Source organism: Streptomyces sp. NPDC053560, assembly GCF_044544605.1.
Lineage (GTDB): Bacteria > Actinomycetota > Actinomycetes > Streptomycetales > Streptomycetaceae > Streptomyces.
This window is the reverse complement of record NZ_JBITXI010000017.1, coordinates 1-14,762: the sequence shown is the minus strand read 5'-3', so window position 1 is coordinate 14,762 and position 14,762 is coordinate 1. Positions and strand designations below refer to the sequence as shown.

At 71.3% G+C, this 14,762-nt stretch carries 10 protein-coding genes; 4 read left to right on the top strand and 6 right to left on the bottom strand.

All coding sequences use genetic code 11. The features are described 5' to 3' along the window. Nucleotides 1-141: 141 nt before the first annotated feature. Entirely contained in the window at nt 142-1,077 is a 936-nt protein-coding gene (gene ligD / locus ACIGQF_RS33075; protein ID WP_399718092.1) for a non-homologous end-joining DNA ligase, read from the top strand. Between the two features lie 67 nt (nt 1,078-1,144). On the opposite strand, the gene ACIGQF_RS33070 is transcribed toward ligD, so the two are convergent. Beyond that, nucleotides 1,145-3,232, bottom strand: a complete 2,088-nt coding sequence (locus tag ACIGQF_RS33070) for a PhoX family protein (protein WP_399718089.1) — start codon at nt 3,230-3,232, stop codon at nt 1,145-1,147. 302 nt (nt 3,233-3,534) lie between these two features. Here ACIGQF_RS33070 and ACIGQF_RS33065 point away from each other — a divergent pair, with 302 nt between their 5' ends. Continuing rightward, nucleotides 3,535-5,208: a vWA domain-containing protein gene (locus ACIGQF_RS33065; RefSeq protein ID WP_399718086.1), complete on the top strand. Its 1,674-nt coding sequence runs from the start codon at nt 3,535-3,537 to the stop codon at nt 5,206-5,208. 142 nt (nt 5,209-5,350) lie between these two features. Here ACIGQF_RS33065 and ACIGQF_RS33060 read toward each other — a convergent pair whose 3' ends face one another. After that, nucleotides 5,351-5,542, bottom strand: coding sequence for a DUF397 domain-containing protein (locus ACIGQF_RS33060; RefSeq protein ID WP_399718083.1), 192 nt, complete (start codon nt 5,540-5,542; stop codon nt 5,351-5,353). A 177-nt stretch (nt 5,543-5,719) separates the two neighbouring features. Between ACIGQF_RS33060 and metG the strand changes: the two genes are divergently transcribed. Beyond that, nucleotides 5,720-7,435, top strand: a complete 1,716-nt coding sequence (gene metG, locus ACIGQF_RS33055) for a methionine--tRNA ligase (RefSeq protein ID WP_399718079.1) — start codon at nt 5,720-5,722, stop codon at nt 7,433-7,435. Here the strand turns inward: metG and ACIGQF_RS33050 are convergent. Both ACIGQF_RS33050 and aspS read right to left on the bottom strand, forming a co-directional pair. Beyond that, entirely contained in the window at nt 7,383-8,066 is a 684-nt protein-coding gene (locus ACIGQF_RS33050) for a Uma2 family endonuclease (protein WP_399718076.1), read from the bottom strand. The two genes, metG and ACIGQF_RS33050, sit on opposite strands and share 53 nt — an antisense overlap. A 110-nt stretch (nt 8,067-8,176) precedes the next feature. Next, a complete protein-coding gene (aspS, locus tag ACIGQF_RS33045; protein ID WP_399718073.1) occupies nt 8,177-9,940 on the bottom strand; it encodes an aspartate--tRNA ligase in 1,764 nt (587 codons plus the stop codon). 270 nt (nt 9,941-10,210) lie between these two features. On the opposite strand from aspS, the gene ACIGQF_RS33040 reads away from it, so the two are divergent. Then, nucleotides 10,211-12,424 carry a SpoIIE family protein phosphatase gene (locus ACIGQF_RS33040; RefSeq protein WP_399718071.1) on the top strand — a complete coding sequence of 738 codons (2,214 nt, stop codon included), beginning with the start codon at nt 10,211-10,213 and terminating at the stop codon, nt 12,422-12,424. Here ACIGQF_RS33040 and ACIGQF_RS33035 read toward each other — a convergent pair. Together ACIGQF_RS33035 and ACIGQF_RS33030 are read right to left on the bottom strand one after the other, a co-directional pair. Continuing rightward, entirely contained in the window at nt 12,343-13,458 is a 1,116-nt protein-coding gene (locus tag ACIGQF_RS33035) for an AI-2E family transporter (protein ID WP_399718068.1), read from the bottom strand. The genes ACIGQF_RS33040 and ACIGQF_RS33035 overlap by 82 nt on opposite strands. A 113-nt stretch (nt 13,459-13,571) precedes the next feature. Continuing rightward, a complete protein-coding gene (locus ACIGQF_RS33030) occupies nt 13,572-14,525 on the bottom strand; it encodes a pirin family protein (protein WP_399718065.1) in 954 nt (317 codons plus the stop codon). Between the last annotated feature and the right edge of the window lie 237 nt (nt 14,526-14,762).

Below are 14,762 nucleotides of genomic sequence, written 5' to 3'. Positions count from 1 at the left end.
ATCGTAAGCACGCCGGTACCGCCCCGCACGGCAGGCGAACGGCCGTGGCCCGGAAGCAACTCGTACGGCCGTCCCCGGCGGCGGTCCGGGCAGCGTGGCGGCGGGTTTGGCACACGGCCGGCGCGGTTACCCCTCCCCCTTATGAAGGGCGACAAGAAGGCCGAGGAGACCGTACGGGCGGGCCGGCGTACTGTCGCGATCACCCGCCCCGACAAAGTGCTCTTCCCCGACGACGGCCTCACGAAGCTGGACGTGGCCGAGCACTACCGGGCCGTCGCCCCGCGCGCACTGCCGCACCTGCGCGGCCGCCCGCTGATGATGGAGCGCCACCCGGACGGCATCGGCGGCCGCCCCCTGATGCAGAAGAACGCGCCGGACTACTTTCCCGACTGGATCCGCACCTCCGTGCAGGAGAAGGCCGGCGGCAAGGTCACACACGTCGTCTGCGACGAGGCCGCCACCCTCGTCTACCTCGCCGGACAGGCCTCGCTCACCCAGCACCGCTGGCTCTCCCGGGAGGACACCCCCGACGACCCCGACCTGCTGATCTTCGACCTCGACCCTTCGGAGGGCGCGGACTTCGAGGACGTGCGGTGGGCGGCCGCCCGGGTCTGCGAACTGTGGGACGAGGTCGGGCTGCCCGTACGGCTGATGACCACCGGCTCGCGCGGCCTGCACGTCATCGCGCCGCTGGACGCCAAGCACGACTACGACACGGTGCGGGACTTCGCGCACCGCGCCGCCGGACTGCTCGCCGACCGCCACCCGGACCGGCTCACCACCGAGCAGCGCAAGGCCGACCGCCCTACGAAGGGCGGCCGGGGCCGTATCTACCTCGACGTACAGCGCAACGCCTACGCCCAGACCGCCGTCGCGCCCTACAGCGTGCGTGCCAAGCCGGGCGCGCCGGTGGCCATGCCCCTCGCCCGCGACGAACTCGACGACCCCGGCCTGACCGCACAGCGCTGGACGCTGCGGACCACCCCGGAACGCCTGGAGGCGGCCGATCCCTGGTCCGATGACGGCTGGCGGGCCCGCTCGGTGAGCGCCGCCGCGAAGCGACTGCCGGAGGAGTGAGGCACGGCACACGACGCGGCGGGCCGGGCGTACGCCGCGAAGGCGAACGCCCGGCCCGCTGTACGTCTCAGACGCCGATGTCGTCGCCGTCCTTGCGCCAGACGCTGATCACCGACGGGCGGACCAGCTCGCCCGGGCCGTCCGGCCAGTGCGACGCCGGCTGCTCCACGCTCGCGCCGTCCACCTCGCCCGGGTGCTGCACCGCGACCAGCACCCGGCGCTCCTGCACGATCGGCCCGCAGGTCTCCGCGCCGGTCGGCACGGTCAGGAACTGCCGTACCTGCCCGCGCCGGGAGCCGGTGGTGGCCACGCCGAAGAGGCCGTCGTGGCTGGCCAGGGCGTTGCCGTCGGTGGAGATCCACAGGTTGCCGTGCACATCGAAGGTGATGTTGTCGGGGCAGGAGATCGGGCTGACCTGGTCCTTGGGGAAGCCGCCGAAGTACGTCGACGGGTCCTCGGGGTCGCCGCAGACCAGGAAGAGGTTCCACGTGAAACGTCCGGCCGCCGGGTCGTTGCGGTGCTCGGTCAGCTCCAGGATCTGGCCGTGCTTGTTGCCGTTGCGCGGGTTGGCCTCGTCGGCGGCGGCCTTGCCGTCCTTGCCCCGGTCGCTGTTGTTGGTCAGCGCCACGTAGACCTTGCCCGTACGGGGGCTGGGCTCGACATCCTCGGGACGGTCCATCTTCGTGGCACCCACCTTGTCGGCGGCCATCCGGGTGAAGACGTAGACCTCCTCCGCGGTCATGCCGGGCACGTGCGAGGTGGTGCCGGTGGCCAGCGGGATCCACTCGCCGTGGCCGTCGAACTCGCCGTCCTCCGGCAGCTTCCCCGATCCGTCGATCCCGGCTGCCGGGCTGTCACCGGTGAACTTCGCGACGTACAGCGTTCCCTCGTCCAGCAGCGTGCGGTTGTGCTCGCGGGCCGCCGCGCTGTTGCCGCGCTTCATCCGCTTGGCGGAGACGAACTTGTAGAAGTAGTCGAACTTTTCGTCATCACCCATGTAGAGCACCGGTCGGCCGTCCGGGGTCAGCCGCGGCTCGGCGGCCTCGTGCTTGAAGCGGCCGAGCGCGGTGAGCTTGCGCGGGGTGGAGTCGGGGTCGAACGGGTCGATCTCCACGACCCACCCGAAGCGGTTGGTCTCGTTCGGCTCCTTCGCCACGTCGAAGCGCCGGTCGAACCGCTCCCACTTGCGCTCGCTGGCCGCGCCCTTGATGCCGTACCGCTTCAGCCGCTCCGCGGTCTTCGCGTCGCCGGCCGCGTCGCCGTTGGCGAAGTACTGGTTGAAGTTCTCCTCGCCGGACAGCACCGTGCCCCACGGGGTGATGCCGCCGCCGCAGTTGTTGAGCGTGCCGAGAATGCGGGTGCCCTCGGGGTCGGCGGAGGTCTTCAGCAGGTCGCTGCCGGCCGCCGGGCCGGTCACCTCGAACGGCGTGGTGCCGGTGATCCGGCGGTTGAGGTGGTGACGGCGTACCGCGGTGAGCCGGCCGCTGCGCCGCTCCTCCTGCGCGACGAGCACCGTCAGGCCGTGCGCCTGGAGGCCGATCTCCGCCTGTTCGCGTGTGGGGTTGTCCGCGTCGTACCCGGCGAACATCAGGGCCTCGTCGGTGTACTCGTGGTTGATCACCAGCAGTTGCCGGTCCCGCTCGCCCGGCAGGTCCAGCACGGCCATGTAGTCGTTGTTGTAACCGAACTGACCGGCCTGCGCCTTCGCGGACTGCCGGTCCGCGTCGAACGCCGGGGCCCCGCGCAGCACCGGATCGCCCCAGCGGATCACGATGTTCTGCTCATGACCGGCCGGGACGGTCACGGAGTCGGCGGTGTTGGGCGCGACGGGCGCGAAGCGCAGGCCGCGGGCGGGGCGGCGGGCATGACGGATGGCGCCGGCCGCCGTGCCGGACGCGGCGCCGGACTCCGCCGCGGTGGCGGGGGCGGCGCCCGGGCCGGCGAGTGCGGCACCGGTGGCCGCGGCGGCCGTGACGACGGCGCTCGCGCGCAGCACGGACCGGCGGGAGAGCGCACCTGCGATCACGTCACCGACGTACGCATTGCCACTGGTGTTGGGCGCCTCGTGGAAGCAGGCGTCGCCGCAGCGGTAGCGGCAGGTCATGGCCGAACGGCCGCCGGGATGCGAGCCGATCAACGGCAGCAGCTTGCGCACGGTGTTCCTTCCCTGGTACGGCCGGTGTGCCGGTCCGTAGGCCTGTCGGCCGGTATGACGATGATTCGTGTGATCAGCCGCGACGGTATGGGCACGGGTCCGACACGCGGCGACAAAAAGATGAACTGACGGTGAATCCGGGCGGCTTCGGCTCGTGCCGCAGCACGACGCGCGGGGTCCCACGATGCGATAGGGACAGGCCGCTACCCTTTGGTGTCCGTCCAGGTCAGGAACGCGCCTCGTTTTTCGGACATTCGCCGCACCCACACATGCACGACACCACACGCACGAGAGGTACGCCGATGGGCATTCGGAGTCTGCTGCGCAACGCTTTCGGTCGCTCCAAGGCGGCCCGTAACGAACCGAATGCCCCCGCGGCGACGGAGGCCACCGACGCGGCGGCCATTCCGGAGGCCCGCGAGGAGTCGGCCCCCGCGAGGGAGGCGGCGCCGGCCGCGCCTGTCGCCGAGACCGAGGTACCGGCGGCCCGCACGGAGCAGGAGCCGGCCCGTACAGAGGTGTACGCGGAGACCGCACCCGCCGCGGGCGCCGCGGTGGTGGCCGGCTCGGCCGCGCCCACCACCACGGAGCCGGCCCCCGGGCCCGCCGCCTCGGACGTGCCCGACGTCTCCGAACTGGTACGGCAGGCCTTCGACCGCCCGTCGCCGCAGAAGGCGGAGCGGAAGCCGGAGCCGACGCCGGAGCCGGAGTCGAAGTCGGAGACCGCGAAGGCCGCGGACGCCGAGTCCGAGGTAGCGGAGGCTGCGGTCGCCGAGCCCGAGGCGGCGGAGGCCGCGGTCGCGGAGGCCGCGGTCGCCGAGCCCGAGGCGGCGGAGGCCGCGGTCGCGGAGGCTGCTGCGACTGCTGAGGCTGCTGACGCCAAGGCCGAGGCCGCGCCTGTCGAGGCCGCGCCCGAGACCAAGGCCGTGACCGAGCCGGAGGCCGAGGCCAAGCCCGAGGCCGTGAGCGAGCCCGCGGCTGCCGAGCCGGCCGCGGAGCCCGAGGCCGAGCCGGTGGCCGCCGCGGCCGAGCCCGAGACGAAGTCCGAGGCCGAGGCAGCGGCCAAGGTCCAGGCTGAGCCCGAGGCCGAGCCGGAGCCCGCGGCCGAGGTCGCGCCCGAGCCCGAGGCCGTAACGCCCGCCGCCAGCATCCCCGCCGCCCGTACCGAGGCACCGGTCGAGGCCCCCGCCGAGCCTGCCCCCGCCCCCGAGCCCAAGCCCGTCGCCGCCGCCCCGGCGGACGGCGGGAGCGGTGCCGCGATCTCCCTCAGCAAGGTCGAGGAGGTCGCGCCCGGCCTGGTCAGCCTGTACAAGGACGCCGGTGCGGCGCTGGCGAAGCAGGGCCTCGGCACCCAGCGCGCCGCCGTCTACCTCGTGCTCGACCGCTCCGGCTCGATGCGCAACTACTACAAGGACGGCACCGTCCAGCACCTCGCCGAGCAGGCCCTCGGCCTCTCCGCGAACCTGGACGACGACGGCACCGTGCCCGTCGTCTTCTTCTCCACCGACATCGACGGCACCGCCGACATCGACCTGACCTCGTACGAGGGCCGGATCGAGGAGCTGCACGCGGGCCTCGGCCACATGGGCCGGACCAACTACCACTGGGCGATCAAGGCCGTCATCGACCACTACAAGAAGTCGAAGTCGACCGCCCCGGCGTTCGTGATCTTCCAGACCGACGGCGCCCCCACCTCCAAGCCCGCCGCCGAGAAGGCGCTGTGCGAGGCGGCCAAGCTGCCGATCTTCTGGCAGTTCGTCGGCTTCGGCGACCCCGAGGCCAAGGGCTTCGACTTCCTGCGCAAGCTGGACGACCTCGCCGTGCCGGAGAAGCGCAAGGTCGACAACGCCGGCTTCTTCCACGCCGGCCGCGACCCGCGTGCCCTGGCCGACGCCGACCTCTACGCGCAGCTGATGATCGAGTTCCCGGAGTGGCTCGCCGACGCGCGCGCCGCGGGCGTGCTCAAGGACAAGTGACCGGCAGCTGGACAACTGACCGGCAGCAGGGCAGCTGACCCGCAGCGACGCGGAACCGACACGGCCCGGCGGCCCCTCACGGGGCGGCCGGGCCGTTCCGCTGCACCGGCACTCCGCTGGACCGGCCCACTTCCGTCTACGCTCAGTCCGCCGTCGTATGCGCGAGGAACAGCGTCCACGCCGCGACGGAGAACGTCAGCCGGGGCGCGTCCTCGTCCCCGCCCTGCCGCGAATCCCGCACGTGCACCCGTCCCGCCGCGATCGCCACTTCCACGCAGGTCGCGTCCGTGTCACAGCTGTAGCTCGACGAGACCCATCTCTGTTGCTCTCCCATGGCCCGCCCCTCCCCCTGACCCCTCCTTCTCACAGCATCCCCGGTCGTCCGCGCACCATGCGTGCGGCCGTCCCAGCCGGTAAAAGGGGGCGCGGTGGCACCCGGTCGGGCGAGTACGATATTGGCGTTCCGTAGTGCAAAAAATCACTCACCGTAGCGACTTGGGAGCAGCCGGCAATGGCTCGACACCTCATCACCAGCGCCCTTCCGTACATCAACGGGATCAAGCACCTGGGCAACATGGTGGGGTCCATGCTCCCGGCCGACGTGTACTCCCGCTATATGCGCCAGCGCGGGCACGACGTGCTGTACATCTGCGCGACCGATGAGCACGGCACCCCCGCCGAGCTGGCCGCGAAGGACGCCGGCCAGTCCGTCGACGCGTTCTGCGCCGAGCAGCACGACGCGCAGAAGGCGATCTACGAGGGCTTCGGGCTGGCCTTCGACCACTTCGGCCGCAGCTCCTCGCAGCAGAACGTCGAGCTGACGCAGCACTTCGCGCGCAAGCTGCACGAGAACGGCTTCATCGAGGAGCGGGCGATCCGCCAGGTCTACTCGAAGGCCGACGAGCGCTTCCTGCCCGACCGCTACATCGTCGGCACGTGCCCGCACTGCGGCTACGACAAGGCCCGCGGCGACCAGTGCGAGAACTGCACCCGCGTGCTGGACCCGACCGACCTGATCGACGCCCGCTCGGCGATCAGCGGCAGCAGCGACCTGGAGGTGCGCGAGACCAAGCACCTCTTCCTGCTGCAGTCCAAGCTCCAGGGCGAGGTCGAGAAGTTCATCGACGAGACCGGTGAGGAGTGGCCGACGCTGGCCTCCTCGATCGCCCGCAAGTGGCTGACCGAGGGCCTGCACGACCGCGCGATCACCCGCGACCTGGACTGGGGCGTGCCGGTGCCGGCCGACGTCTGGCCGGACCTCGCCGCCGAGGGCAAGGTCTTCTACGTCTGGTTCGACGCCCCGATCGAGTACATCGGCTCGACGAAGGAGTGGGCGGACGCGGCCGCCGACGGCGAGACCCGCGACTGGAAGTCGTGGTGGTACGAGGCCGACGACGTCCGGTACACGGAATTCATGGCGAAGGACAACGTCCCGTTCCACAGCGTGATGTTCCCGGCCACGCAGCTGGGCACCCGCGAGCCGTGGAAGAAGGTCGACTTCCTCAAGGCCTTCAACTGGCTGAACTACTACGGCGGCAAGTTCTCCACCTCGCAGCGGCGCGGCATCTTCACCGACGCGGCGCTGGAGCTGCTGCCCGCCGACTACTGGCGCTACTTCCTGATCGCGAACGCGCCGGAGTCCGACGACACGTCCTTCACCTGGGAGCTGTTCTCCTCCTCGGTCAACAAGGACCTGGCCGACACCCTCGGCAACTTCGTCAACCGCGTGCTGTCCTTCTCGCGGAAGCGCTTCGGTGACGAGGTCCCGGCGGGTGCCGAGGCCGGCGAGGCCGAGGTGAAGCTGGGCGAGCAGATCGCCGAGCTGCTGGCCGAGTACGAGGGCCACATGGAGGCCCTCCAGTTCCGCAAGGCCGCCGCTTCGCTGCGTGCCCTGTGGAGCGCGGGCAACTCCTACCTGGAGGAGAAGGCCCCCTGGCTGGAGATCAAGACCGACAAGGACGCGGCCGCGCTGACGCTGCGTACGGCGATGAACCTCATCCACCTGTACTCGGTGGTCTCCGAGCCCTTCATCCCGGCGTCGGCGAAGGCGATGCGCGGCGCGTTCGACCTCGCCGACGACACGGCCCTGTGGGTCACACAGGACGAGGCGAAGTCCCTCTCCTCCGTCCCGGCGGGCACGTCCTTCACCGTCCCCCCGGTCCTCTTCGCCAAGATCACCGAAGACGACCTGACCACCTACCGCGATCGCTTCGGCGGCGAGGAGTAGGCCCCACGACATGGCGGAGGGGGCCGGGCCCCCCGGGGGGGGGGGCCCCCCCCCCGGGGGGGGGGGCCCCTCCGCCATGTCGCTGGGCGGACGTTCCGCCGTACGGATGCCAGCCCGCCGTCCGCACCGTGGAGCCCATGGGTTCCGGCATGGGGATCTCCTGGCCGAAGATGCCCTTGGCGGTCTCCACGTAGTGCCGGCCGTCCATCTGGAGCAGGTGCCAGGTTGCGTCGTTCGGGTCGACGATCAGGTGGACGGGGATGCCCGCCTCGGCGTACCGCTCGCGCTTGTCCTCCCAGTCGCGCCGGATGGCCGTACGGGTCGTGGACACGGTCTCGATGACGGCCTGGATGATCTGCGCGGGCCAGTCGGCCTCGTTGTCGGCCGGGAGGTCCTCGGCTCGGGTGACGACGGCGTCGGCGCGACGCCGGTAGTCGTCGGCCACCCGCACGCCTCGGGCGCTCCAGGCTTCGAACGGCTCGGGCGTGTGTCGCACGAAAGTGCGCCCCGGCAGGTCGTGGGAGCAACCGGGGCCGGGTTGCAGAACCAGTTCCCCGTCAAGCAGCTCGGCGCGCAGGCCCTCAGGGACGTCGAGGTCGTGCCACATCCGGATGAGCGCGGCCCTGTCCATGGCAGGTCCCTCCCGATGCGGCGCGTCGCGCCCAGCAGCAGGAGCAACGACCACGCTCGAGGGGCCCGGAACCACACGGTTCCGGGCCCCTCGGGGTGCGTGCCTGCGGCCTACTTCACCTGCGGCTTGCGGATCGAGAGATGGAGTTCCTTCAGGCGGGACTCCTCGACCTCGCTCGGGGCGCCCATGAGGAGGTCCTGGGCGTTGCCGTTGAGCGGGAAGGCGATGGTCTCGCGGATGTTCGGCTCGTCCGCGAGGAGCATCACGATGCGGTCCACGCCCGGGGCGATGCCACCGTGCGGCGGGGCGCCGAACTTGAACGCGCGGAGCATGCCGCCGAACTCCGCCTCGACGGTGTCCTTGTCGTAACCGGCGATCGAGAAGGCCTTGTACATGACCTCGGGCTCGTGGTTACGGATCGCGCCGGAGGACAGCTCGACGCCGTTGCAGACGATGTCGTACTGCCAGGCCAGGATGTCCAGCGGGTCCTTGTTCTCGAGGGCTTCGAGACCGCCCTGGGGCATCGAGAAGGGGTTGTGAGAGAACTCGATCTTGCCGGTGTCCTCGTCCTTCTCGAACATCGGGAAGTCGACGATCCAGCAGAAGCGGAAGACGCCCTCCTCGAAGTGGCCGGCGCGCTTCGCGGCCTCGACGCGGACCGCGCCCATGATCTTCGAGACCTCGTCGAACTCGCCCGCGCCGAAGAAGACGGCGTGGCCGGGGGCCAGGTCCAGCTTGCTGACCAGGGCCTTCACGTCATCCTCGGTGAGGAACTTGGCGATGGGGCCGGTGAGGGCGTTCTCTTCGCCGACGCGGACCCAGGCCAGGCCCTTCGCGCCCTGCTCGACGGCGTAGTCGCCGAGCCCGTCGAAGAACTTGCGCGGCTGGTCGGCGGTGTCCGGCACGGCCAGCGCGCGGACGTGCTTGCCGGCGAACGCCTTGAAGCCCGAGCCCGCGAAGACGTCGGAGACGTCCACCAGCTCCAGCTTGGCGCGCAGGTCCGGCTTGTCGTTGCCGTACTTCAGCATCGACTCGCGGAACGGGATCCGCGGGAAGGGGGAGGTGACCTCGCGGCCGCCGCCGAACTCGGTGAAGAGCTCGGTCATCAGCTTCTCGACGGGCTGGAAGACGTCCTCCTGCTCGACGAAGCTCATCTCGATGTCGAGCTGGTAGAACTCGCCGGGCGAGCGGTCCGCGCGGGCGTCCTCGTCACGGAAGCACGGCGCGATCTGGAAGTACCGGTCGAAGCCCGCGATCATCAGCAGCTGCTTGAACTGCTGCGGGGCCTGCGGCAGGGCGTAGAACCGGCCGGCGTGCAGGCGCGAGGGGACCAGGAAGTCGCGCGCGCCCTCGGGGGAGGTCGCGGACAGGATCGGCGTCGCCATCTCGTTGAAGCCGAGCGTCACCATCTTCTGGCGGATGGCGGAGATGACGGCCGTGCGCAGCATGATGTTGCGGTGCATGCGCTCGCGGCGGAGGTCGAGGAAGCGGTACTCCAGGCGCTTCTCCTCGTTGACCCCGTCCTCGGCGTTGATCGTGAAAGGGATCTGCTCGGCGGCGCCGAGCACCTCGACCGCGGAGACCTCGATCTCGACCTCGCCGGTGGGCAGGTCGGGGTTGACGTTGTCCGTGCCGCGTGCGCTGACCTTGCCGTCGATGCGGACGACGGTCTCCTTGGTCAGGGAGCCGAGCGCTTCGTTGGCGGGGGTGCCGGGGCGGGCGACGAGCTGCGTGATGCCGTAGTGGTCGCGCAGATCGATGAAGAGGATGCCGCCCAGGTCACGTCGATTGTGCAGCCAGCCGCTGAGGCGGACGTCCGTGTCGACGTCCGCGGCCCGGAGCTCGCCGCAGTTATGGGACCGGTACCGATGCATCGCTCATCCAAGTCGTCGCGAGTCGTGGTGGGGCAACGGGGGCGGGAGGCCGGGTCGGCTCCCGGGCGACACCCGATGATCACCCCAGGATTGGCATAACCGCTCCAGGTTACCGCTCCGCCCCCTCGTCACGAGTTGTCATATACACGTCAAGAAACTCGCGGTACTCCCCCGGGGGAGTACCGCAGGACTTCCTGTCGGCACACCATGGGACCAGGGTCACGTCCTTCTCACTGGTGGGCCTCCGTGAAACCCACATAAAGTGATGCAATGCGCACCAAGGACGTCCTGGCCGCCATCGGCACGGGCCTGTGGCACTGGGACCACGCAGTCGGCAAGGTGACGCTGGACGCCGAGGCGGCCAGGCTGCTCGGCCTGCCCGAGGAGCCCGCCGACTTCAGCGAGGCGTTCATCCGCTCCCGCTTCCACGCCGTCGACTTCGCCGAGATCAACGGTGTCGTCCACCTCGCGCTGACCGAGGGAACCCTCGCCGAGGGCCGGCTCCGCGTCATGCGCGACGACGGCAAGGTACAGCGCGTCGTCCGCTGCCGCGCCCGGGTCGCCCCGCTGGACAACAGCTACGAGCTGGTCGGCACCCTCCAGGAGGTCCCCGAGCCGCAGCCGGGCACCTCCGCGGCGCGCACCCCCGTCACCGGCGACTGGCGCCGCTCCCGCGAGGCGTTCCTGCTGGACGCGGGGCGTGCGCTGGCCGAGGCCCGCTCCACCGCCGAGGTGCTGCGGGTGGCCGCCGGCCTGTCCATGCCCGGGTTCATGCCCGACGGGCTGGCCGTCTTCGGCATCAAGGGCGACCACATATCGGTGATCGGGCACCACGGCCAGAAGCCCGGGGCCGAGCGCCCCTTCGTCGACATGCCGCTGCAGACCGACTACCCGGCCGCCGAGGTGATACGGACCGGGCGGGCGATCTACCTGCCCACGCCGGAGGAGTACCGCCGCCGGTTCCCCGCCACCTGGCCGATGGCCGAGCGCTTCGAGCGCCAGTCCTGGGCCTTCCTGCCGCTGATCAGCGCGGGCCGGACGGTCGGCGCCTGGATGGCCGCCTTCGGCCACCGCGTCGCCTTCACCCCCGACGAGCGCTCCGTGCTCACCACCGTCGCCCGGATGCTCGCGCAGGCCCTGCACCGCGCCGGGGACCAGGAGTCGCAGCTGGAGCTGACGACGGGCCTGCAGCGCAGCATGATGCCGACGGTGCAGCCGGACATCCCGGGGATGGCGGTGGCCGCGCGGTACGTGCCCACCGGCGGCGGCCTGGAGGTCGGCGGCGACTGGTACGACATGATCACCCTGCCGTCGGGCCGGATCGCGCTGGTCATCGGGGACGTACAGGGCCATGACGTACGGGCCGCCGGCCTCATGGGCCAGCTGCGGATCGCGCTGCGCGCCTACGCCTCCGAGGGCCACCACCCCGACGCCGTGCTCTCCCGCGCCTCCCGCTTCCTCTCCGGCCTGAACGACACCGAGGCCGAGGGGATGGACCCGCGCTTCGCGACCTGCCTCTACATCGAGGTCGACCCGGCCACCGGGCTGCTGGACATCGCGCGGGCCGGCCACCCCGACCCCGCCATCCGCATGACCGACGGCACGATGCTGGTACGGCCGACCGCGGGCGGGATGCCGCTGGGCATCGACCCGGACACGGACTACCCGACCACCCGGCTCGTCCTGGAGCCCGGCGAGACGATGCTGGTCTGCACGGACGGGCTCATCGAGACCGGCGGGCACGACCTGGAGAGCGGCTGGACGCGGCTGCGGGACGTCATGGAGGCCCACGAGGACCCGGACACCGAGGACGGGCTGGAGCGGCTCGCGGACGCCCTGGTGCAGGCCGTGCACGGGCCGTCCTCGCACCACACCACCGGGCCGCTGGCGGACCGCCGCGAGGACGACATCGCGATGCTGCTGCTGTCCCGTGAGAGCGCCAGCTGCGCCATCGGAACCGGCGGGATGGAGCCCGGGCTGCCCGTCCGCCGTACGGTCCTGACCATCGCGCAGGCCGAGCCGGAGCGGATCGCCGAGGCCCGCGGCCAGATCCGCGACGTCCTGCACGACTGGGCCGACGAGGACCAGGTCGACTCGGCCGTCCTGATGGTCTCCGAGATGGTCACCAACGTGCTGCTGCACACCGACGGCGACGCCCTGCTGGTCGCCGAGATCTCCGGTACGCGGGGCGCCCGGCGGATTCGGGTGGACGTGGCGGACAGCAGCGACGAGCTGCCGCACCGCCGCCGCCCCGGCGAGCTGGCCTCCTCCGGGCGCGGCCTGGTCCTGATGGAGCTGCTGGCCGGCGCGTGGGGCGTGGATCCGCGCGGGGACGGCAAGTCCATCTGGTTCGAGCTGTACGAGGACGCGGGGGACGGCGGTGGCATCCTGGCGGACGCCGCTCAGGCGGGCGTTTCCCCGGAGGAGCCCCCGGACGGCGGCCCCTCGCTGTCCGGCCCGCCGTTGTCCGAACCGGCGGCATAGCGCTCGTGCAGCTCTGACAGGATCCCCGTCACCGCGGCCGCCAGCGGTACGGCCAGCAGCATGCCGAGGATGCCCGCCAGGCTCGCGCCCGCGGTGATCGCGATCAGCACGACGGCCGGGTGCATGTGGACGGTGCGGCTCTGGATGAGCGGCTGCAGGATGTGCCCCTCCAGGACCTGCACGAACAGCACCACGCCCAGCGCCCACAACGCGATCACGAAGCCCCGGTCGGCCAGCGCCACCAGCACCGACACGGCACCGGAGAGGAACGCGCCCAGGTACGGGATGTACGCGCCGACGAAGACCAGGGCGCCCAGCCCGACCGCGCCCGGCACCCCCAGGATCAGCAGCCCGACGGTGATGCACACGGCGTCGATCAGCGCGATGACGGTCGTGCCGCGCATGAAGCCCTCCACGGCCTCGAAGCCGCGGCGCGCCATCCGCTCCAGCTGCGGTCCGGAGTCGCCCGGCGCCCAGGACCGCAGCACGCCGACCGCCTTGTCCGCGTCCCGCAGGAAGAAGAACGTCAGCAGCAGCGCCAGCACGGCGGCGGCCACGGTCTGGCCGACCAGGCTGATGCCGGAGAGCAGCCCGGTGGCGGCCCGGCCGCCGAACTTCGCCGCCAGCTGCTTGATGTTCCCCGTCAGGCCCCCGAGCGAGGTGCCGGAGGCGCCGAGGTACTTGCTCAGCTCCTTGGTCGCCTGCTGGACCGACGCCACGATCTGGTCGCCGGTGTCGATCAGCGCGGAGACCACGATGTACCCGGCCCCGCCGACGACCACCAGCAGAGCGGCGCAGGTCAGCGCGGACGCCAGCGAGCGGTTGAGTCTCATGGCGACGAGCCGCCGGTAGAGCGGTTCGAGCAGGGCGCTGCCGAGCAGGGCCAGCAGGACGGGCGTCACGGCCGCCTTCAGGTGCACGGTCAGCCAGACGGCGACCGCGAGCACGGCGGCGACGAGCAGTGCCACTCCGCACCAGGCCGCGGTCCGGCGCGCACCGAGGGGAAGCAGAGCTTCCCGTTCATCCCTGTTCATCCGTTTCTGCACCCGCCCAGTCCACCACGCGGGGGCGCATCACGGCCCGCACAGCAGAGAGCCGGGCCCGGCGTTTCACGTGAAACGCCGGGCCCGGCCGGAGTGCGTTCGGGTCAGCCGGCAGCAGCCGGGATGGTGCCGAGGCGGCCCGCCTGGAAGTCCTCGAAGGCCTGGGCCAGCTCAGCGTGGGTGTTCATCACGAACGGGCCGTAGTGCATCATCGGCTCGCGGATCGGCTGCCCGCCGAGGAGGACGACCTCGAAGTTCGGGCTGCGGGACTCCTGGGTCGCGTCCGCCTTGATGGTGATCGAGTCTCCGGCGCCGAAGACGACCGACTGGCCCATGCGGAACGGACGGCCTTCGGGGCCCGCCGTGCCGCGCCCGGCCAGCCCGTACGCCAGCGCGTTGAAGTCCGACCGCCAGGGCAGCGTCAGCTCGGCACCCGGGTTGATCGACACATGCATCATCGTGATCGGCGTGTGCGTGATGCCGGGACCCTCGTGCCCGTCGATGTCGCCCGCGATCAGCCGCAGCAGCGCACCGCCGTCGGACGAGGTCAGCAGCTTGACCTGACCGCCGCCGATGTCCTGGTAGCGGGGGGGCATCATCTTGTCCTTCTTCGGCAGGTTCACCCACAGCTGGAGGCCGTGGAAGAGACCGCCGGACATCACCAGCGACTCCGGCGGCGCCTCGATGTGCAGCAGGCCGGAACCCGCCGTCATCCACTGGGTGTCGCCGTCGTTGATGGTGCCGCCGCCCCCGTGCGAGTCCTGGTGCACGAAGGTGCCGTCGATCAGGTACGTCACCGTCTCGAAGCCGCGGTGGGGGTGCCAAGGCGTGCCCTTGGGCTCGCCGGGCGCGTACTCCACCTCGCCCATCTGGTCCATCATGATGAACGGGTCGAGGTGCTTGTAGTCGATGCCGGCGAAGGCCCGGCGGACGGGAAAGCCCTCGCCCTCGAACCCGGTGGGTGCGGTCGATACGGCGAGCGCCGAGCGCTGCCGGGCGTCGGCAGGCGCCGCAACACGCGGCAGGGTCAGCGGGTTCTCAACGGTCACTGCGGGCATGACGGCCTCCTCGGTCGTTCGGCTTTCAATTTAGTTGAACTCTGAACAACCTGCAAGGAGCACTTCATTCCCGACGCGTTTCCGCAGGTCAAAGGGGAGACAAAACCGGTGGGGGGGGGGGGGGGGGGGCCCCCCCCCCCCCCCCGCCCCGGGGGGGGGGGGGGGGGGGCGGCGCCGGGGGGGGGGGGCCGGCCGGCCCCCCGGCGGCCGCCCGGCCGCGCCCAGTCCACCGCGCGC

Excerpts from the sequence above, each read along its gene's own strand:
- ligD (WP_399718092.1), top strand. The coding sequence starts at position 142 with ATGAAGGGCGACAAGAAGGCCGAGGAGACCGTACGGGCGGGCCGGCGT.
- ACIGQF_RS33065 (WP_399718086.1), top strand. The coding sequence starts at position 3,535 with ATGGGCATTCGGAGTCTGCTGCGCAACGCTTTCGGTCGCTCCAAGGCG.
- ACIGQF_RS33060 (WP_399718083.1), bottom strand. The coding sequence starts at position 5,542 with ATGGGAGAGCAACAGAGATGGGTCTCGTCGAGCTACAGCTGTGACACG.
- metG (WP_399718079.1), top strand. The coding sequence starts at position 5,720 with ATGGCTCGACACCTCATCACCAGCGCCCTTCCGTACATCAACGGGATC.
- ACIGQF_RS33050 (WP_399718076.1), bottom strand. The coding sequence starts at position 8,066 with ATGGACAGGGCCGCGCTCATCCGGATGTGGCACGACCTCGACGTCCCT.
- aspS (WP_399718073.1), bottom strand. The coding sequence starts at position 9,940 with ATGCATCGGTACCGGTCCCATAACTGCGGCGAGCTCCGGGCCGCGGAC.
- ACIGQF_RS33040 (WP_399718071.1), top strand. The coding sequence starts at position 10,211 with ATGCGCACCAAGGACGTCCTGGCCGCCATCGGCACGGGCCTGTGGCAC.
- ACIGQF_RS33035 (WP_399718068.1), bottom strand. The coding sequence starts at position 13,458 with ATGAACAGGGATGAACGGGAAGCTCTGCTTCCCCTCGGTGCGCGCCGG.
- ACIGQF_RS33030 (WP_399718065.1), bottom strand. The coding sequence starts at position 14,525 with ATGCCCGCAGTGACCGTTGAGAACCCGCTGACCCTGCCGCGTGTTGCG.